This window comes from Shinella sp. Sh6 (assembly GCF_055392685.1).
This window is the reverse complement of sequence record NZ_AP044005.1, coordinates 3,383,673-3,403,374: the sequence shown is the minus strand read 5'-3', so window position 1 is coordinate 3,403,374 and position 19,702 is coordinate 3,383,673. Positions and strand designations below refer to the sequence as shown.

Sequence of the window (19,702 nt, the reverse complement as noted above, 5' to 3'; positions counted from 1 at the left end):
CGTCACTCCGCGGCGGCAGCCATGTTGACGATGCCGAGGCACATTTCAAGCGAGGCGCGCTCGATGCCGGCATAATGGGCGAATTCGTCCAGCACGCTTGCGCCGAGGTCGCGCTCGAACATCACCTGGTTTGGGCTGGCGACGAAATCCTGCGTCGCGTCGTCGCCGAGGTTCGACTGGAAGATGCCGGCGGCGCTGACCGGCAGGAAGTCCTCGTAGACGATCGGATCGAACTGGATGAGGCCGGCTTCGATGGCGGTTTCGAGGTCGGCATTGCGGCCGGTGACGGCCTTGCCCTTTTCCGTCAGCGAATAGCGGAAATAGCCGAGGCGCGCCTTGCGGATGTCGTCCCAATCGTCCGGGAAGGCCGTGAAGACGTCGGCGAGCGCGGCTTCGTATTCGGCGGCATTCGAGCCGTCGGCGGTCGGGCGCACGCGGGCGCGGGTTTCGGCAAGCAGCCGGTCGTAGAGCGCGCGGCCCTTCGGCGTCAGCGCCACGCCGCGCTGCTCGATCTCGCCGAAGCGGGCCGTGTGCGAGCCCTTCTGCCAGCTTCCGTCCTCGCCGATGAAGGAGACGGCCTCCTCCAGCGCCTTGAACGAGGTCTGGCGCAGGAGGATCGGGCACTTGCGGGTCGGCGGGCCTTCGACGACGGCCTTGGGGGCGATGCCTTCCTGCGGCATCCGCGCCTGCACCTTGTCGATGTCGAGCGTGCGCGGCGTCAGGTGGTTGATGTGCGGGCCCTTGAAGGAGACGACGTCGGCGATCAGGCGGTGCGCGTCGTGCAGGCGCCTGTACAGGTCGGCACTGACGATGGCGCGGTCGTGCCAGCGGAAGGTTTCGAGCGCTTCCGTGACGAAACGGGCGGCGTCGGTCTCGTTCAGGCCGCCGTCGCGCTCGGCCTTTTCCACGAGCCGGACGGCCTCGTCCGTGAAGATCCTGCGGGCCGCCAGAACCGCGGCGGCTTCTTCGCGCAGCGCCTTGTCCGCGATGAGGTCGAGGCGCAGCAGCGAGGTGAAGACGCGGAACGGGTTGCGGCTGAGGCTTTCCGCGCCGACCGGGCGGAAGGCGGTGGAGTGGACGGGGACGCCCGCCGTCGAAAGGTCGTAGTAGCCGACCGGGGCCATGCCCATGACGGCGAAGACGCGGCGCATCATGGAAAGCTCTTTCGGCGTGCCGAGGCGGATGGCGCCGTGGCGCTCCTCGGAGATGCGGTCGAGGGAATCGGTGGCTTCGAGCCGCGCCTTCAGCAGCGGGTCGGCGGCGAGCGTCTCGTCGTTGACATCGGCGACCAGCGCCATCAGCGTGCCGTAGGCCGGAACCTCGTCCCGGTACATGGCGGACATGGCGGCAGAGAAACCGGAGCGGATCTCGTCCGCGCGAACATACGAATTTGCTTTCATGGGAAGCGGTCTCATCTTACAAGGGTGGGAGGCCCTGATCATTCTCAAAACGGATCATACCGGATCGTTTCCCCTAGCGATTGCGACCGTTCTGACTATGTTGATGCGAGGAATGAATGAAGCTCAGTCGAAGGCTCATCCCGGACGTCACCACGCTGCAGGCGTTCGAATGCGCCGCGCGCCACGGCTCGTTCACGCAGGCCGCGCATGAACTGAACCTCACCCAGAGCGCCGTGAGCCGGCAGATCAAGGACCTCGAGGAACAGCTCGGCGTCCTGCTCTTCGAGCGCGTGCGCCAGCGCGTCGTGCTCTCCGACGACGGCCGCCGGTTCCTTCCCGAAGTGAGGAAGCTCCTGCACCAGACGGAAGAGACCATGCTGCGCGCCATGGCCTCGGCCTCCTCCGAGCATAGCCTGTCCATCGCGACGCTGCCGACCTTCGGCAGCCGCTGGCTGACGCCGCGCATTCCGGGCTTCCTTGCCGAACATCCCGGTACGATCATCAACATCGCCTCGCGCTCCGCGCCGTTCGATTTCGACGAGGAGAATTTCGACCTCGCAATCCATTACGGCCAGCCCGTCTGGGCGCGCGCGGCGTGCTCCTATCTGTGCAGCGAGGAGATCCTTCCGGCGGCGAGCCCCGAGCTCCTGAAAGCCTGGAACCCCTCCGAGCCGAAGGACCTGGAGGCGGCGCCGCTCCTTCATCTCGCCACGCGCCCCAAGCTCTGGGCGCAATGGTTCGAGCTGAACGGCGGCTCGGCGGACACGGCCTATCGCGGCCACCGCTTCGACCAGTTCTCCATGGTGATCGAATCGGCCGTCGCCGGCCTCGGCTTCGCGCTGCTGCCGAAATATCTCATCGAGCAGGAGCTTGCGAACGGGCGCCTTGCCGTCGTCTTCGACCGGCCGATGGAGACGGAGAACAGCTATTATCTCGTCGTGCCCGAGGGCAAGCTGGAGAACCCGCTGAGCCAGGCCTTCCGGGCATGGATCGCCAGGCAGGTCCCCTGACGCCTTCATGCGGCGGGGGCATGACCCGGTTCTGATTTTTTGCTTTAGTCGTGGTGCAGCTTCGCCGATGGTGCGAGGATAATCCTCCTTCCGAAAAGACAGACCACCATGCTCAACGACCCGCGCTCCCATGGCCTCTGGGAGATGACCGCTCCGGCTGCTCCTGAAACCGCATCCCTTTCCGGCACGGCGGAGGCGGATGTCGTCATCGTCGGCGGCGGCTTCACCGGCTTTTCCGCCGCGTTGCACCTTGCCGAGCGCGGCACGCGGGTGGTTCTTCTGGAAGGCGCGGAGATCGGCTACGGCGGCTCGGGCCGCAATGTCGGCCTCGTCAATGCAGGCATGTGGGTGATGCCCGACGAACTGCCGGGCGTCCTCGGCGATCTTTACGGCAGCCGGCTTCTCGAACTCCTCGGAAACGCGCCGCGCCTCGTCTTCGACCTCGTCGAAAAACATGCGATCGACTGCGAGATCAACCCGGCCGGCACGCTGCACTGTGCGGTCGGCCAATCCGGCCTCGACGAACTGAAGCAGCGCGCCGAGCAATGGGCCCGTCGCGGCGCGCCGGTCCGCCTGCTCGATGCCGCCGAGACGGCCGCGAAGGTGGGCACGGAGGCCTATGCAGGCTCGCTCCTCGACATGCGCGCCGGCACGATCCAGCCGCTCGCCTATGTGCGCGGCCTTGCCCGCGCGGCGATGGCGGCCGGGGCAGAAGCCTTCACCGGCAGCCCGGTGACGGGCGCCGAGCGGACCGGCAAGCGCTGGAGCGTGAAGACCCCGCACGGGTCCGTCACGGCGGACTGGGTGGTCGTCGCCACCAATGCCTATACCGTTTCGCCGTGGAACGAGGTGCGGGCCGAGCTCGTGCATCTTCCCTATTTCAACTTCGCCACCGTGCCGCTTTCCGCGGAGATGCAGGCCAAGATCCTGCCGGAACGGCAGGGCGCGTGGGATACGAAGGAGGTGCTCTCCTCCTTCCGCTTCGACAAGCGCGGCCGGCTGGTCTTCGGCAGCGTCGGGGCGCTGCGCGGTTCGGGCGCGGCCGTCCACAAGGCTTGGGCGCGGCGGGCGCTGAAGAAGCTCTTCCCCGCCATCGGCGACGTCGCCTTCGAGGCGGAATGGTACGGCAAGATCGGCATGACGACCGACAACCTGCCGCGTTTCCACCGCCTTGCCGAGAACGTCGTCGGCTTTTCCGGCTATAACGGCCGGGGCATCGCGCCCGGCACGGTCTTCGGCCGCACGCTCGCCGAGCTCGTTTCCGGCGCGATTACGGAAATGGACCTGCCGCTGCCGATCACCGATGCCGAAGCCCAGTCGTTCCGGACGCTGCGCGAGGGCTATTACGAGCTCGGGGCGCAGGTCGCCCATTTCGCGGGCGCGCGCCTCTAGGTTCCTGCCGTACGGTCGCCAAAATCTTTCCCTTTCCGCCCGACATGCGCTAAGGGCATCGGCCATGACCATGCCGGACCAGACCGAAAAATTCGTCGTCCTCCTCGGCGGCGCCCTCACGGCGACGCCGCGGCTTGCCGCGGACGTCGCCGGCGCCCGCCTCATCGCGGCGGACGGCGGCATGCGGCACGCCGCAAGCCTCGGCGTCACGCCGGACGTCTGGGTCGGCGATTTCGATTCCACGCCGCCCGCGCTTCTCGCCGCATGGCCGCATGTCGAGCGCCAGCCCTATCCGACCGCCAAGAACGAGACGGACGGGGCGATCGCCGTTTCCGCCGCGGCCGAACGCGGCGCGAAGAGCATTGTCCTTGCCGGCGCGCTCGGCGGCGAGCGCAGCGACCATGCGCTGATGCATCTCCTTCATGCCGTCTCGCTGGCGGAGGAGGGCTTTGCCATCAAGCTCACCTCCGGCGAGGAGGAGGCCTGGCCGCTCCTGCCCGGCACCCGCGAGATCGACCTGCCGAAGGACAGCCTCTTCTCCGTCCTCGGCCTTTCGCCGCTCGCCGGCCTCTTCCTTTCCAATGTGCGTTATCCGCTCACCGATTTCTCGTTGCCCTTCGGCTCCTCGCGCACCATCTCCAATGTTGCGGAAGGCCCGATCCGCCTTTCGCTCGCCTCCGGCCGCGCCGTCCTCATCGCGCGGCCCTATGACCTTTCAGGAGCCTGACCCTTGGCACCGCCCATCCTCAAACTCGACGATATCTTCCTCAGCTTCGGCGGCACGCCGCTGCTTGCCGGCGCGAGCCTGCAGGTGGAGCCCGGCGACCGCATCTCACTCGTCGGGCGCAACGGCTCGGGCAAGTCGACGCTGATGAAGATCGCCGCCGGCCTTGCAGAGGCGCAGTCCGGCGAGGTCTTCCGCCATCCGTCCGCGACGATCCGCTACCTGCACCAGGCGCCGGATTTCGAGGGCTACGACACGGTCGCGGCCTATGCGGAAGCGGGCCTCGGCCCCTCCGACGATCCCTACCGCGTCACCTATCTGCTCGAGCATCTCGGCCTTACCGGCGGCGAGGACCCGAAGTCGCTCTCGGGAGGCGAGGCGCGCCGGGCGGCGCTCGCCCGCGTCATGGCGCCGGAGCCGGACATCCTGCTTCTCGACGAGCCGACCAACCATCTCGACCTTCCGACCATCGAATGGCTGGAAGGCGAGCTGCAATCGACCCGCTCGGCCCTCGTCGTCATCTCGCACGACCGCCGCTTCCTCGAAAAGGTCTCCAACGCCACCGTCTGGCTCGACCGCGGCCAGTCGCGCCGGCTCAACCGGGGCTTCGGTCATTTCGAGGCCTGGCGCGACGAGGTGCTGGAGGCCGAAGAGCTGGAGCAGCACAAGCTCGGCAAGGCCATCGAGCGCGAGGAGCACTGGCTGCGCTACGGCGTGACGGCCCGTCGCAAGCGCAACATGCGCCGCCTCGGCGCACTGCACGACCTGCGCGCCCGCTACCGCGGCCACAAGGGGCCGCAGGGCAGCGTGCAGGCGAGCGCCTCCGATGCGCAGGAATCCGGCAAGCTGGTGATCGAGGCGGAGAAGATCACGAAGGCCTATGGCGCGCGCACCATCGTCGCACCCTTCTCGATCCGCGTGCACCGGGGCGACTGCATCGGCCTCGTCGGCCCGAACGGCGCGGGCAAGACGACGCTCCTGAAGATGCTGACCGGCCAGCTTGCGCCCGACAGCGGCACGGTGAAGCTCGGCACGAACCTGGAGATCGCCACGCTCGACCAGCGCCGCGAGGACCTGAACCTCGACGACACGCTCGCGCACTATCTCACCGACGGGCGCGGCGAGACGCTGCTGGTGAACGGCGAGCAGCGCCATGTGACGGGCTACATGAAGGAATTCCTCTTCCAGCCCGAGCAGGCCCGCACGCCGATCCGCAACCTTTCCGGCGGCGAGCGCGCCCGGCTGATGCTGGCGCGCATCCTCTCGCGGCCGACGAACCTTCTCATCCTCGACGAGCCGACCAACGACCTCGACATCGAGACGCTGGATCTCCTCCAGGAGATCGTCGCGGGCTTTGCCGGCACGGTGCTGCTGGTCAGCCACGACCGCGACTTCCTCGACCGCACCGTCACCTCGACCATCGCGCCCGCCGACCCGGAAAATCCGGACGGCCGCTGGATCGAATATGCCGGCGGCTATTCCGACATGATGGCCCAGCGCCGCGGCGCCATCGAGGAGAAGCGCAGGGCGGAGAAGGCCGAGAAGGCGAAGGCCTCCGATGCCGCGCCCGCCGCGGCCCCGGCGGACAAGGCGAAGGCAAAGCTCTCCTACAAGCAGAAATTCGCCCTGGAAAACCTGCCGAAGGAGATGGAGAAGGTGGAAAAGGACATCGCCGCCCGCGAGGCGAAGATGGCCGACCCGACCCTCTTCACCAAGGACCCCGCCGCCTTCAACAAGCTCGCCGCGGACCTGGAAAAGCTGCGCTCCTCACTGACGAAGATGGAAGAGGAATGGCTGGAGCTGGAAATGCTGCGGGAGGAGCTGGAGGGCTGAACGACGTTGCCGTCATCCGGTACGTTCTATCGTCATGCTCGGGCTTGACCATCGCCCGCCCGGATGCCGCCCGCGTCCGGGCCTTGCCGCGCCGATTGATTCGCGTTTGAAGTAGCGCTATCAAGGAGACCGTGGTGATTTGGCCGGCCGGCTTGCAGCCACGTTAAACAAGTCGCTAAAGGGCCGCGCGAGGAAAACCTTCCGTGGACCGGCTGTGACATCGTTGCGGCCGGTTTTTGTTTTCGATCGAGTGAAAGATGCCCATCAAGATTCCCGATACGCTTCCCGCCTTCGAAACCCTCGTGAACGAGGGCGTCAGGGTGATGACCGAAACGGTGGCGATCCGGCAGGATATCCGCCCGCTGCAGATCGGGCTGCTCAACCTCATGCCGAACAAGATCAAGACGGAAGTGCAGATGGCGCGCCTCGTCGGCGCCTCGCCCCTGCAGGTGGAACTGTCGCTGGTGCGCGTCGGCGGCCACCGCGCCAAGAACACCTCGGAAGAACACCTGCTTTCCTTCTACGATACGTGGGAGGAGGTGAAGCACCGCAAGTTCGACGGCTTCATCATCACCGGCGCGCCGGTGGAGACCCTCGACTACGAGGACGTCACCTACTGGGACGAGATGAAGCAGATCCTCGACTGGACAGAGACCAACGTGCATTCCACGCTGAATGTCTGCTGGGGCGCAATGGCGGCGATCTACCACTTCCACGGCGTGCCCAAGCGCACGCTGGACGAGAAGGCCTTCGGCGTCTACCGCCACCACAACCGCAAGCCCTCCTCGGTCTATCTCAACGGCTTCTCCGACGATTTCGAGGTGCCCGTCTCGCGCTGGACGGAGATCCGCACCGAGGACATCCGCAAGGTGCCGGCGCTCGAGATCCTGCTCGATTCGGACGAGACGGGCGTGTGCCTGGTCGAGGAGAAGGCGGGCAACCGGCTCTACATCTTCAACCATGTGGAATACGATTCCACCTCGCTCGCCGACGAATATTTCCGCGACGTCTCGGCCGGCGTGCCGATCAAGCTGCCGAAGAACTATTTCCCGCACAACGACCCGTCGCTGACGCCGCAGAACCGCTGGCGCGGCCATGCGCACCTGCTCTTCGGCAACTGGATCAACGAGATCTACCAGACGACGCCCTACGACCTTCAGAAAATCGGAACGGGAGCCTGATATTCATGAGCCGCGTCGTCATCCGCCCGCTGCACACGCATGACGAAGGCGAATGGCGGCGCTTGTGGACCGCCTATCTCGCCTTCTATGAGACGGTGCTGCCGGAAGAGGTCTATGCCAGCACCTTCGCCCGGCTGACGGGCGAGAGCGCGCAGGGCGAGTATCGCGGCCTTCTCGCCACGCTCGACGGCCGGCCCGTCGGCCTTGCGCATTACCTCTTCCACCGTTCCTGCTGGACGCTCGGCAATATCTGCTACCTGCAGGACCTCTTTGCCGATCCTGACGTGCGCGGCACCGGCATCGGCCGCGCGCTCATCGAGGGCGTCTACGCCAAGGCCGCGGAGGCCGGTGCGCCGGAGGTCTACTGGATGACGCAGGAGTTCAACGCTACCGCGCGAAAACTCTACGACCGCATCGCCGAAAAGACGCCCTTCATCGTCTACCAGAAGAATTTCTGAGGCGGATTCTAAAAAGTATGACTTTTCCGATTGCGGACCGGAGAAAATTGCAGCAGGTTGCCGCGCGGATGACCGGACGGGGGAGACAGGCGTGAGTGCAGGAAATGAGATCTTCGGGCGCCTTGCCTCCGGCGAGGCGGTCGAGCGCATCACGATCGCGGGCGGCGGCCTCACGGCCCATGTGCTGACCTGGGGCGCGGTCATCCAGGACCTTCGCCTCGAAGGCCACGATGCGCCCCTCGTGCTCGGTTTCGAGGATCTTGCCTCCTATCTCGAACACTCCCCCTATTTCGGTGCGACGCCGGGGCGCTGCGCCAACCGCATCGCCGGCGGGCGTTTCTCCATCGACGGCACGGCCTATCGGCTCGAATGCAACGAACGCGGCGTCACGCACCTGCACGGCGGCAGCGACGGCACGGGGCGGCAGAACTGGCGCATTGCGGCGCAGGGACCGGATTTCGTTACCCTGACGGTCACCGATCCCGCGGGCCGCGCCGGCTATCCCGGCAATTGCGCCATTGCCTGCACCTATCGCCTTTCCGGCGGCGGCACGCTTTCCGTCGCCTATGCGGCGAACACGGATGCGCCGACGCCGGCCAATCTCTGCCAGCACAGCTATTTCATCCTCGACGGCGGCGCCGATGCGTTCGGCCACGAGATCCGCCTTGCGGCCGAGCATTACCTGCCCGTCGACGAGAACCTCATCCCGACCGGCGAGGTCCGCCCCGTCGCCGCCACGCCCTTCGACCTTCGCGACTGGACGCCGCTCCGCCGCCAGACGGAGGAGGGCGGCATTGCCTTCGACCACAATTTCTGCCTTTCCGCCACGCGGCAGGAAAAGCGCCCTGTCGCCGAAGTGCGCAGCCCGCTTTCCGGCGTGTCGCTGTCGGTCTCGACCACCGAGCCCGGCGTGCAGCTCTATACCGGCGCCTATGTGGATTCTCCCGTTCCCGGTCTCGGCGGCCGGCACTACGGGCCTTTCGCCGGCTTCTGCCTTGAAACGCAGGTCTGGCCGGATGCCGTCAACCACGGCAATTTCCCCGATGCGGTGCTGCGCCCCGGCAAGACGTTGCGGCAGGAAACGGACTACGTGTTCCGCAAGGCCTGAGCCTTCCGGCACGGGTTTGCTGCAAGGCAACAAAATCGAAACCTTTCTGACGGAAAACCCGAGGCAAGGACCCGGAATGATGCCGGGTTGTGCGGGATTGAACGCGCCAGGACAGCGCCGGTCTCCCTGACAGGATCTGTCTCCCATGAAACTCTCGGATCTCTCCATTTCCCGGAAAGTCGGGCTTCTCGTTCTGCTGATGGGCATTGCCGCCGGCACCATCGCCGCCGTCGGCAGCCGGGGCCTTACCTCGCTCGGTTCGGCGCTGGAGGATACCGGCGCGCGCGAGGAGGTCGCCCGCGAGGCCATGGACCTGCGCATCGACGTCATCGCCATCAGCCGCATGACCTACCAGCTCGCCATGGCGCCGGAAAAGTCGGCCGATTTCGCCGCCGAGACGGAAAAGCGCGCCAAGGAAATGCTGGACCGCCTGCCGAAGATCGCCTCGACCGCCGACGCCAACGAGGAAAAGCTGCTCGAGGGCATCCGCGGCACGCTGATGCCCTATTTCGACGATATCCGCGCCATGGTGGCCATTGCCGGCTCCGACAAGGGCCAGGATCGGGCCGCCGTCCTCGCCGCGCTCGACAAGGCGCTGGAAGGCCAGAAGGCCGTCACCGTCGCGCTCAAGGAATACACGACCTATTCCGCCGAGACGCTCTCGACCGCACGCGCCGCCGCGATCTCGCGCTCGACGACCACGCAGGCCCTCCTGCTCGTCACCGCCTTCGTCTGCATCGTCGCCGGCATGCTGGCGAGCATGCTGCTGGCCCGCAACGGCATCGTGCGGCCGATCCAGCGCCTTACCGGCGTGATGTCGAACCTCGCCGCCGGCAAGCTTGACGACGAGATCCCCGGTACCGAGCGCAAGGACGAGATCGGCGCCATGGCCCGCACGCTCGACGTCTTCCGCGCCAACGAGATGCAGATGCGCGAGATGGAGGCGCAGGAAGCCGCCCTCCAGGCGCAGAGCAAGGACCTGCAGTCGAACATCAGCACCATCGTCGCCGCCGCTGCCGCCGGCGATTTCTCCCGCCGCATCACCAAGGCGTACGAGGACGAGGATCTCAGCCGCTTCGCAACCAGCGTCAACGAGCTCGTCGAGAACGTCGACCGGGGTGTCAGCGAAGTGCGCCGCGTCATCGCCTCGCTCTCCCATGCCGACCTCACGCAGGAAATGGCCGGCCATTTCCAGGGCGATTTCGCCGAGCTCCAGGCCAACGTCAACGGCGCCATGCTGACGCTGCGCAGCACCATGGCCGGCATCCTCACCACCGCCGGCACGATCACCGGCAATTCCCGCGAGCTTTCGGCGGCTGCCGACCAGCTCGCCCACCGCACGGAGCAGCAGGCCGCCTCGCTTGAGGAGACCGCCGCCGCGCTGGAAGAGATCACCACCACGGTGAAGACCTCCACGACCCGCGCCATCGAGGCGTCGGAGATCGTGCGGGAGGCCAAGGACAGCGCCGACAAGTCCGGCGAGATCGTCCAGAGCGCCATCGACGCCATGGGCCGCATCGAGCAGTCCTCGCAGAAGATCAGCCAGATCATCTCCGTGATCGACGAAATCGCCTTCCAGACGAACCTGCTGGCCCTCAATGCCGGCGTCGAGGCCGCCCGTGCGGGCGAGGCCGGCCGCGGCTTCGCCGTCGTCGCGCAGGAAGTGCGCGAGCTTGCCCAGCGCTCGGCCAATGCCGCCAAGGAGATCAAGACCCTGATCAACGCCTCTGCCGGCGAGGTGAAGGGCGGCGTCTCGCTGGTGCTGTCGACGGGCGACGTGCTCTCCGAGATCAAGGACCTCGTCAACCGCGTCAACGACCACGTCGTCTCGATCACCCGTGCCGCGCAGGAACAGTCCGCCGCCCTCGGCGAGATCAACACGGCCGTCAACCAGATGGACCAGATGACCCAGCAGAACGCCGCGATGGTGGAGGAAACCACGGCCGCCAGCCAGATGCTCGCCGGCGAAGCCGCCCAGCTCCAGACCGCCCTCTCGCAGTTCCACATCGCCGAACCCCGCGCCGCGGCCCAGGGACACCGCCGCGCCGCATAGCAGCCTCCGGCTCGAACCAGAAACGGGCGGCGACCCAAGAAACGGTCGCCGCCCGTTTTCGCTTGAGACAAGGCGCAAACGGCACCCGCTCATTCCGAAGCCGGAAAACACAAAAGCCTCGGGCAGAACCGAGGCTTGGAAACTTTGGAGAGAATGGAGCGGGTGAAGCGATTCGAACGCTCGACCCCAACCTTGGCAAGGTTGTGCTCTACCCCTGAGCTACACCCGCTCATCGTCATCGGCCCGGGGTAGTTCGCTTGGCCGAAGGTCGCTGCGTTGCGGCGACGGGCGCTATATGGCCCAAGGATTTTTCAAATGCAACAGGGAAATGCCGGATTTGGGAGAAAAAAATGCGGCCGCATTGCAGGTCCCGGATTTCCGGGCGGTTGCGCGCGGGCGGGCGACGTCCTATCAGCGGGCAGGAGCAATCTGCCGGGAACCATGACATGAGCGAGACGCAGCCGAAGACCGACAAGGACCTTTTCCAGTTTCTCGACGGGCTGGGCATCGCCCATGCCACGAAGGAGCATGCGCCGGTCTTCACCGTCGCCGAATCGGTGGCGCTGCGCGACGAGATTCCCGGCGGCCACACGAAGAACCTCTTCGTGAAGGACAAGAAGGACAACTATTTCCTGATGACCGTCGAGGAGCATGCGGCGGTGGACCTGAAGACCATCCATACCGTCATCGGCGCGGCAAGCCGCGTCTCCTTCGGCCGGCCGGAAAAGCTGATGGAATATCTCGGCGTCATCCCCGGCGCGGTCACCGCCTTCGGGGTCATCAACGACACGGACGGCAAGGTGAAGATCATCATCGATGCCGATCTCATGGAATATGATAGGATCAACTGCCATCCGCTGCGCAACGACGCGACGACCTCGATCGGCTCGAAGGATCTCCTGCGCTTCATCGCGGCGACGGGGCACGAGCCGCTTGTCTTGAAAGTCACGGCCTGACATACGATCTCAGACGCGCAAGCAGAGAAGGCGCTTCCGCGCCACAGGAGAGACCCATGAGTGCAGGCGACAACCCCTACGCATCGTCCTACGGCGGGCAGATGAACGTTTCGGCGAGCTATGGCGGCGCGGCACCGGCGGACGACCTGGTCGCCGACACGACGACGGCGAATTTCTCGCGCGACGTGCTGGAGGCTTCGCGCCAGCAGCCCGTCCTCGTCGATTTCTGGGCGCCCTGGTGCGGCCCCTGCAAGCAGCTCCAGCCGATCATCGAGAAGGTCGTGCGCGAGAGCGCGGGCCGGGTGAAGCTCGTCAAGCTCAACATCGACGACCATCCCTCCATTCCCGGCCAGCTCGGCATCCAGTCCATTCCCGCCGTCGTCGCCTTCGTGGCCGGCCGGCCGGTGGACGGCTTCATGGGTGCCGTGCCGGAAAGCCAGATCCGCCAGTTCATCGACAAGATCGCCGGTCCCGCCGGGGCTGACGAGAAGGCCGAGATCGAGGCGCTGCTGGCCGAGGCGAAGACGCTTTTCGACGCCGGCGACCTCGGCGGGGCGGCCGACCTCTACGGCGCGCTGCTGCAGGCCGATCCGGAGAACGCGGCCGCGCTTGCCGGCATCGCCGACTGCATGATCGCCGCCGGCCAGCCGGAGAACGCCCGCCAGATGCTGACGAACGTGTCGGAAGCGGTTGCGGCCGACCCGGCCGTCGCGGCGGTCGTCAAGAAGCTCGACCAGATCGAGGAAGCGCGCAAGCTCGGCGATCCGGCCGCGCTCGAACAGGCGCTGGCGCAGGACCCGGACGACCACGCCGCGCGGCTGAAGCTCGCGAAGATCCGCAACGTGGAAGGCGACCGCCAGGCGGCGGCCGATCATCTGCTCCACATCATGAAGCGCGACCGCGCCTTCGAGGACGACGGCGCGCGCCGCGAGCTGCTGCAGTTCTTCGACGTCTGGGGACCGAAGGATCCGGCGACGATCGCCGCCCGCCGCAAGCTGTCGTCGATCCTGTTTTCGTAAGGTTTTTACGGAAGGTGAGGGGCGGCGTCTCTTGAGAAATGCCGCGTCCACCCCACATTCCGAAAGGGCGCGATGACGAGGGGCGGGGAAACGCCGCGCCGCGGAACGGGAAGGCAATGCCATGCATGTGGGAAACGCGCGTTACCTGAAACCGGAGGACCTGCCCGAGGCCATTCCGGTATTTCCGCTGACGGGCGCGCTGCTTCTGCCCGGCGGGCAATTGCCGCTGAACATCTTCGAGCCGCGCTATCTTTCCATGATCGACGACGCGCTTTCCATGCACCGGCTGATCGGCATGGTGCAGCCGGTCTTCGGCGGCGAGCGCATGCAGGAAGCCGAGACCGAGGCGCCGGCGCTCTGCCAGGTCGGCTGCATCGGCCGCATCACCTCCTTCGCCGAGACGGGCGACGGGCGCTACATCGTCTCGCTGACGGGCGTCTGCCGCTACCGGCTGCTGGACGAGCTGCGCGGCGACAGGTCCTATCGCAGCTTCCATATCGCGCCCTTCATCGCCGACCTTTCGGCGGGCGACGAGGAGAAGAGCGTCGACCGGGAGGCGCTGCTCGCCGCCTTCAAGGCCTATCTCGACGCCAACAAGCTGGAGGCGGACTGGGAGAGCGTGGAGCGGGCCAGCAACGCCACGCTCGTCAATTCCATGGCGATGATGTCGCCCTACGGGCCGGCGGAGAAGCAGGCCCTCCTCGAAGCGCCGGACCTCAAGACCCGCGCCGAGACCCTGATCGCCATCACCGAGATCGTGCTGGCGCGCGGCTACGGCGACGTCGACACGCGGCTGCAATAGGTGGGGCTTATGGATACCAGCGCCAGCCGGGTCGACCCGAAACTGCTCGAACTCCTCGTCTGTCCGCTGACCAAGGGCCGGCTGACCTACGATGCCGAGGCGCGCGAGCTGATCTCGGAAAAGGCCAGGCTCGCCTATCCGATCCGCGACGGGATTCCCATCATGCTCATTTCGGAAGCGCGGGAAATCAAGGACTGAGCTCGCGGTTCGCGGGGCCAGTGCGCGATGGCGCCGCTCTCTCCTTCGTCTTGCTCCGGGCATCCACAGCCGCGGGTGTCGCGTGGCAACTGTGTTTCATCGGAAATGGGTTTTGTCGCGCTGCATGGCATTGAGGATGGTGATGAGCTTTCGCGCGACGGCGATGATGGCGGCCTTAGCGGCGCCCGTTCTGGCCTTGACGGCGAGGTAGAAGGTGCGCAGGCGCGATGAGGCCCTGATGGCGCCGAGGGCGGCCATATAGAGGGCCTTTCGCACCCTTGGTCTTCCCCCCTTGATGCGGCGGCGGCCTGCTCTCTTGCCGGAATCGTCGTTGAAGGGCGCAAGGCCGGCAAGGCTTGCCGCCGCCTTGGGCGAGAGCGTGCCGAGTTCGGGCATATGGGCAAGCAGGGCCAGGGCCGTCACCTTGCCGACGCCGGGAGCCGATGCGAGGCGCCTGGCCCCTTCGGCAAGGTTGCCGCTCTGCATCTGCTCGTCGATCGCGCTCTCGATTGCAGCGATCCTCTCGCCGAGGATGGCGATCATGGCCTCGATGTCGGCGCGCACGGCCGGATCGAAGGCCTCGCCAAGATGTCTGCGCTCGCCCGCACGGGCGTCGACGAGCTGGTCGCGGCGCCGGGCAAGGGCCGCCAGCCGCTCGTGTACCGGGCAAGGCGGCGCATCGGCCGAAAGGCCGAACATGGCCCCCATGTGCGAAAGCGAGCGGGCATCGATGCGGTCGGTCTTGGCCAGCCGCCCGCGCGCCTCGGCAAAGCGCCGCGCCGTCTTCGGATTGACGCGGGCAAAGGCGATGCCGGCCTGTGCAAGGCACAGGCGCACCAGCCGGTCGCAATGGCCCGTCGCCTCCAGGACGACGAGGTCGCCGGCCGGGTCGAGGCGCTTTGCGAAGGCGGACAGTTGCGCCTCGGTGTTGGGGATGCGGCAGAACCTGGCCGTTCGCGGGTCGAAGATATCGACCGCTTCCTTGCCGATGTCGCAGCCGATGAAATTGTGGTGTATCGTCATGGAGCCTGCTCCTGTGTGCGAGGTCTGCGCCAACAGCCTCATGCAACTGTTCAGGTTGATGGGCGAAGCGGGAAGGGACCAGGCCATGCGGCGGCCTGCCGTTACAAACGACGGCCGGGATCCTCTCGGTCTCCTTCCCGCAACCATCCTACACCAACCAAAACACACAGGATCCTCGGGTCAAGCCCGAGGATGACGGTGGGGGAGGGGCGGAGTGGCGGGTGGCTTTCAGTCAGATGCGCTGTCCCACCAGCAGGCGGGGGTGGCCGCCGCCGGCGGTGCCTTCGGCCTGGCGGATGAAGAAGGATTTGAGGCCCGGCAGGCGGTCGACCATGCCGAGGCCGACGTCGCGCAGCACGCGCAGGGGCGTCGCGTCGTTGGAGAAGAGGCGGTTCAGGACGTCGGTGGTGATGCCCATGCGCACGGTGTCGAAGCGGCGCCAGGTCTCGTAGCGCTCCAGCGCGGAAAGGGCGCCAATATCGAGGCCGAGGCGGTCGGCCTCGACGATGGTTTCGGCAAGCGCCGCCACGTCCTTGAAGCCGAGATTGAGGCCCTGGCCGGAAATCGGATGGATGCCGTGGGCGGCGTCGCCCGCGAGCGCGAAGCGCGGGGCGACGAAGGCGCGGGCGAGCGTCAGGCCGAGCGGGAAGGCGCGCCGGCCGCCGACGACCTTCAGCGCGCCCAGCTTGTGGCCGAAGCGGCGCTCCAGCTCCTCCTCGAAGACGAGGTCGTCGCTCTCGACGAGGCGGCGGGCGTCCTCCGTGCGCTCGGTCCACACGAGCGAGGAGCGGTTGCCGGTGAGCGGCAGCGTGGCGAAGGGGCCGGCGGGCAGGAAATGCTCTTCCGCCGTGCCGTCATGCGGGCGCTCGTGCTCGACCGTGGTGACGATGCCGGACTGGCCGTAGTCGAAGCGCACGGTCTTGATGCCCGCCATGTCGCGCAGCTTCGAGCGCACGCCGTCGCAGGCGACGAGCAGGCGCGTGACGCGTTCCGTGCCGTCTGAGAGGCGGACGGTCGTCTCGTGCTGGCCCGTCGAGAAGCCTTCCGCCGAGGTCGACCAGCGCACGGGGATGCCGAGGCTTTCGGCCTGGCGCAGCAGGCTGCCGGTCATCGCGCGGTTCGGCACCATATGGGCGAAGGGCTGGCCGTCGTCGGTCGAGCCGGTGCCCTCGAAGGTGAGGAAGACGGGGCGCACGGGATCGGCCGTGCGCGAATCGGTGATGACCATGCGGCGGATCGGCTCGGCCTCGGGGGCGATCTCGTTCCACACGCCGAGGACGTCGAGGAGGTTGCGCGCGGCCGCGACGATGGCCGAGGCGCGCTCGTCCTTCTGCCAGACATGCTCCGGCGCGCCGTCCACCACCTCGACGGCAAGGTGCGGCGCGGCCTTCTTGACGGCGACCGCCAGCGACAGGCCGACATAGCCGCCGCCGGCGACAAGGGCGTCGAGCATCGGGGCATCGGTCATGGCAATCTCCTGGCCGCTTGAGGTCTCGTTTGCGTCTATATAGAGGAGGAGGACGCAGTTTCCTACCGTGGAGGCCATGCCCAAATGTCGCGTCGATCCGCCGAAAATCCCGCCATGGATATTCTTCTCGAAACGCTCGACCTGGAGCGGCTGGAGGTGCGCCTCTTCCGCGGCAAGAGCCCGCAGGTCGGCTGGCAGCGGGTGTTCGGCGGGCAGGTGATCGGCCAGGCGCTCGTCGCGGCGACGCGGACGGTGGAGGAGGAGAACCGCTTCGCCCATTCGCTGCACGCCTATTTCGTGCGGCCGGGCGATCCCGCCGTGCCGATCATCTACGACGTCGAGAACGTACGCGACGGCGGCTCCTTCGCCACGCGCCGGGTGATCGCCATCCAGCACGGCAAGCCGATCTTCTTCATGACGGCCTCCTTCCAGGACGACGAAGACGGCTTCGAGCACCAGACGGCGATGCCGGACGTGCCGCCGCCGGAAAAGCTCCTCGGCGAGGCGGAACTGAAGGCGCAGTTCATGGCCGGCGCGCCGGCGCATATCCGCGCCTATTGGGAGCGGCCGCGGCCGATCGAGCTGCGCCCGGTCTCCCTTGCCCACTATCTCTCCTCGGAAAAGCTCGATCCGCACCAGAACATCTGGGTGCGAACGACGGGGCCGGTGCCGCAGGACCGCCGCCTGCAGATGGCGGTGCTCGCCTATCTCTCCGACATGACGCTGCTCGATACGTCCCTCTTCGCGCATGGCACCTCCGTGCTCGACCGCTCGCTGCAGGTCGCCAGCCTCGACCATGCCATGTGGTTCCACCGCCCGCCGGTGCTCGACGACTGGCTGCTCTACAGCCAGGACAGCCCCTCGGCTTCCGGCGCGCGCGGCATGACGCGCGGCGCGATCTTCACCCGCGATGGCACGCTCATCGCCTCGGTCGCCCAGGAGGGGCTGATTCGGAAAAGGGCAACTGATTAAATTCTGCCCACTATCCCAATAGCGCTCATTTTTTGACCATTTGCGGTGGCGAATTTTTGCGCCGCCGTACGTTTCTTATTTTTAATATTTTAATTTCAATAACTTAGAGAAGTCATTCGAATCTGGCACGCCCCTTGAATGTGTAGCTTCGGTCGCCGCGGACAGCCTGTCCCGGCAACTCGGAGAGATGGCCCCGGCTGGGGACAAGCACGAAGGATGGGAAACCAGATGAAAATCGTAATGGCCATTATCAAGCCGTTCAAACTCGACGAGGTGCGTGAGGCCCTCACCGCTGTCGGCATCCAGGGCCTGACCGTGACCGAAGTGAAGGGTTACGGGCGCCAGAAGGGGCATACGGAAATCTACCGCGGCACCGAATATGCCGTCAGCTTCCTGCCGAAACTGAAGATCGAGATCGCCGTTGCCAGCGACCTTGCCGACAGGGCGGTCGAAGCGATCGCCGCCGCGGCCAAGACCGGGCAGATCGGCGACGGAAAGATCTTCGTCTACGCCATCGACCATGCCGTGCGCATCCGCACGGGCGAAACCGATTCCGAAGCGCTCTAAGCAAACGGCCTATCAGGGAGCCTATTCAACATGTCGTTCAAACTTCCCCATATCCTCTCCCGCGTGGCCGTCGCCACGGCAGGCGTGCTCGCGCCGGTCGCCGCCTTCGCGCAGGAGGCCGCCCCCGCCGCGCCCGTCCCGGACAAGGCGGATACCGTCTTCATGTTCGTCGCCACGCTGCTCGTCTTCTTCATGCTGATCCCCGGCCTTGCCCTCTTCTACGGCGGCCTGGTGCGCACGAAGAACATGCTCTCCGTCCTCATGCAGTGCACCGTCATCGGCGCCATGATGATGATGGTGTGGGTCGTCTACGGTTACTCCTTCGCCTTCGGCGGCTCGACGAGCCCCTATTTCGGCGGCTTTGCCAAGCTGTTCCTGACGGGCGTCACCGTCGACAGCACGGCGGCGACCTTCTCCGACGGCGTCGTCATCCCGGAATACATCTTCATGCTGTTCCAGATGACCTTCGCCGCGCTCACGCCGGCCCTCATCGTCGGCGCCTTCGCCGAGCGCATCAAGTTCTCGGCGGTCCTGCTCTTCACGATCCTCTGGGCCACCTTTGTCTACTTCCCGATCGCCCACATGGTCTGGGACGGTAACGGCCTCATCTTCAACATGGGCGCGCTCGATTTCGCCGGCGGCACCGTCGTGCACATCAATGCGGGCGTCGCGGGCCTCATCGGCGCGATCATGGTCGGCAAGCGCACGGGCTTCGGCAAGGACATGATGGCCCCCCACTCCATGACGCTCACCCTCGTCGGTGCCGCCATGCTGTGGTTCGGCTGGTTCGGCTTCAACGCCGGTTCCAACCTCGAAGCCTCGGGCGGCGCGGTCCTCGCCACGGTCAACACCTTCGTCGCCACGGCCGCCGCGATCCTCGCCTGGTCGGTGGTCGAGACCTTCACCCGCGGCAAGGCTTCGCTGCTCGGCGCCGCCTCCGGCATGATCGCCGGCCTCGTCGTCGTCACGCCGGCAGCCGGTTCGGTCGGCCCGTTCGGTGCCATCGTGCTCGGCCTCATCGCCTCGCCGATCTGCTACTTCTTCGTCGCCGTCGTGAAGAACAAGTTCGGCTACGACGACACGGCGGACGTCTTCGGCGTCCATGGCGTCGGCGGCCTCATCGGCGCGCTCGGCACCGGCATCTTCACCGCGCCCTCGCTCGGCGGCACGGGCGGGGCCGATTTCTCCATCGCCTCGCAGTTCATGACGCAGCTCACCGCCGTCGTCATCACCATCGTCTGGTGCGCCGTCGTCTCGGCGATCCTCTACAAGATCGTCGACATGGTGGTCGGCCTGCGGGTAAGCGTCGAAGCCGAGCGCGAGGGCCTCGACCTCTCGTCCCACGGCGAAGCGGCCTACCACTCGTAAGAGGCCTGCCGCCCGCTTCCGGCCCGGACCCCTGGTCCGGGCCTTTGCCGTTTATGGGTGTAAACCATGTCGGGGCGGGCATGGTTAACACGCCATTAAGCCTTCCTTCGTAGGGTTCGCAGTCAGGCACGCCCGCGAATCACGCCGGGTTGCCGCGATTTTTTGTAGGC

General features: G+C 66.5%; 18 protein-coding genes, 1 tRNA gene and 1 riboswitch. Of the genes, 15 read left to right on the top strand and 4 right to left on the bottom strand.

Translation table 11 applies throughout. The features are described from left to right. Positions 1-2: 2 nt before the first annotated feature. A complete protein-coding gene (gene hglS, locus ACZ5TO_RS16320; RefSeq protein ID WP_464798841.1) occupies positions 3-1,400 on the bottom strand; it encodes a 2-oxoadipate dioxygenase/decarboxylase HglS in 1,398 nt (465 codons plus the stop codon). A 116-nt stretch (positions 1,401-1,516) separates the two neighbouring features. Between hglS and ACZ5TO_RS16315 the strand changes: the two genes are divergently transcribed. The 8 genes from ACZ5TO_RS16315 to ACZ5TO_RS16280 all read left to right on the top strand — a co-directional run bounded on the left by ACZ5TO_RS16315 (position 1,517) and on the right by ACZ5TO_RS16280 (position 11,159). After that, positions 1,517-2,410 carry a LysR family transcriptional regulator gene (locus tag ACZ5TO_RS16315; protein ID WP_464798840.1) on the top strand — a complete coding sequence of 298 codons (894 nt, stop codon included), beginning with the start codon at positions 1,517-1,519 and terminating at the stop codon, positions 2,408-2,410. A gap of 108 nt (positions 2,411-2,518) precedes the next feature. Beyond that, positions 2,519-3,802 (top strand): NAD(P)/FAD-dependent oxidoreductase, encoded by a 1,284-nt coding sequence (locus ACZ5TO_RS16310; RefSeq protein WP_464798839.1) that lies wholly within the window; start codon positions 2,519-2,521, stop codon positions 3,800-3,802. A 70-nt stretch (positions 3,803-3,872) separates the two neighbouring features. Next, positions 3,873-4,529, top strand: a complete 657-nt coding sequence (locus ACZ5TO_RS16305; protein WP_464800409.1) for a thiamine diphosphokinase — start codon at positions 3,873-3,875, stop codon at positions 4,527-4,529. 3 nt (positions 4,530-4,532) lie between these two features. Beyond that, positions 4,533-6,359, top strand: a complete 1,827-nt coding sequence (locus tag ACZ5TO_RS16300; protein ID WP_464798838.1) for an ABC-F family ATP-binding cassette domain-containing protein — start codon at positions 4,533-4,535, stop codon at positions 6,357-6,359. Positions 6,360-6,480: 121 nt separating this feature from the next. Beyond that, a riboswitch (SAM riboswitch) is annotated at positions 6,481-6,558 on the top strand. A 58-nt stretch (positions 6,559-6,616) separates the two neighbouring features. Beyond that, positions 6,617-7,540: a homoserine O-acetyltransferase MetA gene (gene metA, locus ACZ5TO_RS16295; RefSeq protein ID WP_184144843.1), complete on the top strand. Its 924-nt coding sequence runs from the start codon at positions 6,617-6,619 to the stop codon at positions 7,538-7,540. Positions 7,541-7,545: 5 nt separating this feature from the next. Continuing rightward, the gene (locus ACZ5TO_RS16290) at positions 7,546-7,998 is read left to right on the top strand and encodes an N-acetyltransferase family protein (RefSeq protein WP_464798837.1); all 453 of its coding nucleotides are present in this window, start codon (positions 7,546-7,548) and stop codon (positions 7,996-7,998) included. Positions 7,999-8,089: 91 nt separating this feature from the next. Continuing rightward, on the top strand, positions 8,090-9,106 hold the full coding sequence (locus ACZ5TO_RS16285) for an aldose epimerase family protein (RefSeq protein WP_464798836.1): 1,017 nt from the start codon (positions 8,090-8,092) through the stop codon (positions 9,104-9,106). A gap of 145 nt (positions 9,107-9,251) precedes the next feature. After that, positions 9,252-11,159 carry a methyl-accepting chemotaxis protein gene (locus ACZ5TO_RS16280; RefSeq protein WP_464798835.1) on the top strand — a complete coding sequence of 636 codons (1,908 nt, stop codon included), beginning with the start codon at positions 9,252-9,254 and terminating at the stop codon, positions 11,157-11,159. A 154-nt stretch (positions 11,160-11,313) separates the two neighbouring features. Here ACZ5TO_RS16280 and ACZ5TO_RS16275 read toward each other — a convergent pair. Further along, positions 11,314-11,388: transfer RNA gene (locus ACZ5TO_RS16275), tRNA-Gly, on the bottom strand. A gap of 217 nt (positions 11,389-11,605) precedes the next feature. Between ACZ5TO_RS16275 and ACZ5TO_RS16270 the strand changes: the two genes are divergently transcribed. The 4 genes from ACZ5TO_RS16270 to ACZ5TO_RS16255 all read left to right on the top strand — a co-directional run bounded on the left by ACZ5TO_RS16270 (position 11,606) and on the right by ACZ5TO_RS16255 (position 14,134). Further along, on the top strand, positions 11,606-12,115 hold the full coding sequence (locus tag ACZ5TO_RS16270; RefSeq protein WP_464798834.1) for a prolyl-tRNA synthetase associated domain-containing protein: 510 nt from the start codon (positions 11,606-11,608) through the stop codon (positions 12,113-12,115). A gap of 56 nt (positions 12,116-12,171) precedes the next feature. Continuing rightward, entirely contained in the window at positions 12,172-13,134 is a 963-nt protein-coding gene (gene trxA / locus ACZ5TO_RS16265; RefSeq protein ID WP_464798833.1) for a thioredoxin, read from the top strand. Between the two features lie 121 nt (positions 13,135-13,255). Further along, entirely contained in the window at positions 13,256-13,936 is a 681-nt protein-coding gene (locus ACZ5TO_RS16260; RefSeq protein ID WP_464798832.1) for an LON peptidase substrate-binding domain-containing protein, read from the top strand. 9 nt (positions 13,937-13,945) lie between these two features. After that, on the top strand, positions 13,946-14,134 hold the full coding sequence (locus ACZ5TO_RS16255) for a Trm112 family protein (protein ID WP_184144824.1): 189 nt from the start codon (positions 13,946-13,948) through the stop codon (positions 14,132-14,134). A 96-nt stretch (positions 14,135-14,230) separates the two neighbouring features. Here the strand turns inward: ACZ5TO_RS16255 and ACZ5TO_RS16250 are convergent, their stop codons facing one another. After that, positions 14,231-15,157: an IS110 family RNA-guided transposase gene (locus tag ACZ5TO_RS16250; RefSeq protein ID WP_464797952.1), complete on the bottom strand. Its 927-nt coding sequence runs from the start codon at positions 15,155-15,157 to the stop codon at positions 14,231-14,233. 232 nt (positions 15,158-15,389) lie between these two features. Further along, positions 15,390-16,610: a ubiquinone biosynthesis hydroxylase gene (locus ACZ5TO_RS16245; RefSeq protein ID WP_464800408.1), complete on the bottom strand. Its 1,221-nt coding sequence runs from the start codon at positions 16,608-16,610 to the stop codon at positions 15,390-15,392. Positions 16,611-16,709: 99 nt separating this feature from the next. Here ACZ5TO_RS16245 and tesB point away from each other — a divergent pair, with 99 nt between their 5' ends. From tesB to ACZ5TO_RS16230, 3 genes are all read left to right on the top strand, one after another. Continuing rightward, positions 16,710-17,597 carry an acyl-CoA thioesterase II gene (tesB, locus tag ACZ5TO_RS16240; RefSeq protein WP_464798831.1) on the top strand — a complete coding sequence of 296 codons (888 nt, stop codon included), beginning with the start codon at positions 16,710-16,712 and terminating at the stop codon, positions 17,595-17,597. Between the two features lie 216 nt (positions 17,598-17,813). After that, on the top strand, positions 17,814-18,164 hold the full coding sequence (locus tag ACZ5TO_RS16235; RefSeq protein WP_281396985.1) for a P-II family nitrogen regulator: 351 nt from the start codon (positions 17,814-17,816) through the stop codon (positions 18,162-18,164). A gap of 30 nt (positions 18,165-18,194) precedes the next feature. Beyond that, positions 18,195-19,532, top strand: coding sequence for an ammonium transporter (locus ACZ5TO_RS16230; RefSeq protein WP_464798830.1), 1,338 nt, complete (start codon positions 18,195-18,197; stop codon positions 19,530-19,532). The last annotated feature ends 170 nt before the right edge of the window (positions 19,533-19,702 follow it).

What these genes read in the sequence shown, in the direction of transcription:
- hglS (WP_464798841.1), bottom strand. Translation starts at nt 1,400, where the DNA reads ATGAAAGCAAATTCGTATGTTCGCGCGGACGAGATCCGCTCCGGTTTC.
- ACZ5TO_RS16315 (WP_464798840.1), top strand. Translation starts at nt 1,517, where the DNA reads ATGAAGCTCAGTCGAAGGCTCATCCCGGACGTCACCACGCTGCAGGCG.
- ACZ5TO_RS16310 (WP_464798839.1), top strand. Translation starts at nt 2,519, where the DNA reads ATGCTCAACGACCCGCGCTCCCATGGCCTCTGGGAGATGACCGCTCCG.
- ACZ5TO_RS16305 (WP_464800409.1), top strand. Translation starts at nt 3,873, where the DNA reads ATGCCGGACCAGACCGAAAAATTCGTCGTCCTCCTCGGCGGCGCCCTC.
- metA (WP_184144843.1), top strand. Translation starts at nt 6,617, where the DNA reads ATGCCCATCAAGATTCCCGATACGCTTCCCGCCTTCGAAACCCTCGTG.
- ACZ5TO_RS16290 (WP_464798837.1), top strand. Translation starts at nt 7,546, where the DNA reads ATGAGCCGCGTCGTCATCCGCCCGCTGCACACGCATGACGAAGGCGAA.
- ACZ5TO_RS16280 (WP_464798835.1), top strand. Translation starts at nt 9,252, where the DNA reads ATGAAACTCTCGGATCTCTCCATTTCCCGGAAAGTCGGGCTTCTCGTT.
- ACZ5TO_RS16270 (WP_464798834.1), top strand. Translation starts at nt 11,606, where the DNA reads ATGAGCGAGACGCAGCCGAAGACCGACAAGGACCTTTTCCAGTTTCTC.
- trxA (WP_464798833.1), top strand. Translation starts at nt 12,172, where the DNA reads ATGAGTGCAGGCGACAACCCCTACGCATCGTCCTACGGCGGGCAGATG.
- ACZ5TO_RS16260 (WP_464798832.1), top strand. Translation starts at nt 13,256, where the DNA reads ATGCATGTGGGAAACGCGCGTTACCTGAAACCGGAGGACCTGCCCGAG.
- ACZ5TO_RS16255 (WP_184144824.1), top strand. Translation starts at nt 13,946, where the DNA reads ATGGATACCAGCGCCAGCCGGGTCGACCCGAAACTGCTCGAACTCCTC.
- ACZ5TO_RS16250 (WP_464797952.1), bottom strand. Translation starts at nt 15,157, where the DNA reads ATGACGATACACCACAATTTCATCGGCTGCGACATCGGCAAGGAAGCG.
- ACZ5TO_RS16245 (WP_464800408.1), bottom strand. Translation starts at nt 16,610, where the DNA reads ATGCTCGACGCCCTTGTCGCCGGCGGCGGCTATGTCGGCCTGTCGCTG.
- tesB (WP_464798831.1), top strand. Translation starts at nt 16,710, where the DNA reads ATGTCGCGTCGATCCGCCGAAAATCCCGCCATGGATATTCTTCTCGAA.
- ACZ5TO_RS16235 (WP_281396985.1), top strand. Translation starts at nt 17,814, where the DNA reads ATGGGAAACCAGATGAAAATCGTAATGGCCATTATCAAGCCGTTCAAA.
- ACZ5TO_RS16230 (WP_464798830.1), top strand. Translation starts at nt 18,195, where the DNA reads ATGTCGTTCAAACTTCCCCATATCCTCTCCCGCGTGGCCGTCGCCACG.